This is a genomic window from Bartonella sp. CE47NXGY, assembly GCF_042195415.1.
Classification (GTDB): domain Bacteria; phylum Pseudomonadota; class Alphaproteobacteria; order Rhizobiales; family Rhizobiaceae; genus Bartonella.
This window is the reverse complement of sequence record NZ_JBHIOI010000048.1, coordinates 5966-7197: the sequence shown is the minus strand read 5'-3', so window position 1 is coordinate 7197 and position 1232 is coordinate 5966. Positions and strand designations below refer to the sequence as shown.

The 1232-nt window shown below is 53.4% G+C and carries 2 protein-coding genes and 1 pseudogene; 2 read left to right on the top strand and 1 reads right to left on the bottom strand.

Going from position 1 to position 1232, the window contains the following annotated elements; genetic code table 11:
• Positions 1–331 precede the first annotated feature (331 nt).
• Both ACFIL3_RS08595 and ACFIL3_RS08590 read left to right on the top strand, forming a co-directional pair.
• Positions 332–463 (top strand): hypothetical protein, encoded by a 132-nt coding sequence (locus ACFIL3_RS08595; RefSeq protein WP_375682084.1) that lies wholly within the window; start codon positions 332–334, stop codon positions 461–463.
• Between the two features lie 12 nt (positions 464–475).
• Complete coding sequence (locus ACFIL3_RS08590) at positions 476–607, top strand: hypothetical protein (RefSeq protein WP_375682083.1); 132 nt, start codon at positions 476–478, stop codon at positions 605–607.
• An 88-nt stretch (positions 608–695) separates the two neighbouring features.
• Here ACFIL3_RS08590 and ACFIL3_RS08585 read toward each other — a convergent pair.
• A pseudogene (locus tag ACFIL3_RS08585) lies at positions 696–1226 on the bottom strand (DNA primase); the annotation flags it as partial.
• Positions 1227–1232: the final 6 nt, after the last annotated feature.

The following is a 1232-nucleotide window of genomic DNA, read 5'->3' as shown; positions in this document are numbered from 1 at the left end:
ACAATGGTACGGTTTGTTGAAGAAAGAATGGGAAATGGCGCCTGTTGGGGGGGGTGTGTGGGTGCCTGTTGGTGTGTGTGTGTGGAGGTGGGGTTGATTGAGGCGGTGTTTTGGGGTGCCTGTGTAGAGGTGAGGTTGGTTGAGGGTACCTGCTGAGGTGTGTTTTGGGGTGCCTGCTGGGGTGTGTGTGTGGAGGCGTGGTTGGTTGAGGCGGTGTTTTGGGATGCCTTTGTGGAGGTGGGGTTGGTTGAGGTGGTGTTTTGGGATGCCTGCGTGGAGGCGTGGTTGGTTGAGGCGGTGTTTTGGGGTGCCTGCGTGGAGGTGAGGTTGGTTGAGGGTACCTGTTGGGATGTGTGTTGGAATACTTGCTGAGGTGTGTGCTGGGTTGCCTGTTGGGATGTGTGCGGGGATGCCTGCGTGGAGGCGTGGTTGGTTGAGGCGGTGTTTTGGGGTGCCTGTGTAGAGGCGGGGTTGGTTGAGGGTACCTGCTGGGGTGTGTGTTGGAATGCTTGCTGAGGTGCGTGCTGGGTTGCCTGTTGGGATGTGTGCGGGGATGCCTTTGTGGAGGCGTGGTTGGTTGAGGCGGTGTTTTGGGGCGCCTGTGTAGAGGCGGGGTTGGTTGAGGGTACCTGCTGAGGTGTGTGTTGGAATGCTTGCTGAGGTGCCTGTTGGAGCGCCTGCGTGGAGGTGTGGTTTGTGGGGTAAAGAGCTTGCCAACCAAATAAAATCGGTTCACATTGGGAGGCTGTTGGTTTGGTTTTTGCTCCCGTTTGCGCAAGCCGTTCTTTGACTAAAGCAAGGGTGCCGTCGGGTTTATAAAAGGGGAAAATGATTTTTTTGCCATTTTCTCCTATGCGGTAACGCTTTATAATTTCTAGAGGAATGTGGCGTTCTTTGTGGAGATAGGTTTTTACAAGATTCTGCGGGCTCTGCCCTGTAGGAACCGGTGGACGGCGATAGGAACGATGGGGCGCCATAAAGGGTTTGGGGCGTGTCAGATTGAGAGTCGCGCGTGCTTCTTCTAAGGCTTGAGAAAGGCTAATGCCTTTGACTTCACACCAAAGGTCTAAAAGATCTCCTCCTGTGCTTTCTGCAAAATCATACCAAAGTCCTGCTTTACTACCACTCAAGCAAATCGATAAACTTTGACCAGCTTCACCACGTGTGTTGCCTACAATCCAATTGTTGCCTCGTTTGTGCCCTTGGGGAAGAAGCATTTCTGCTATTCTATC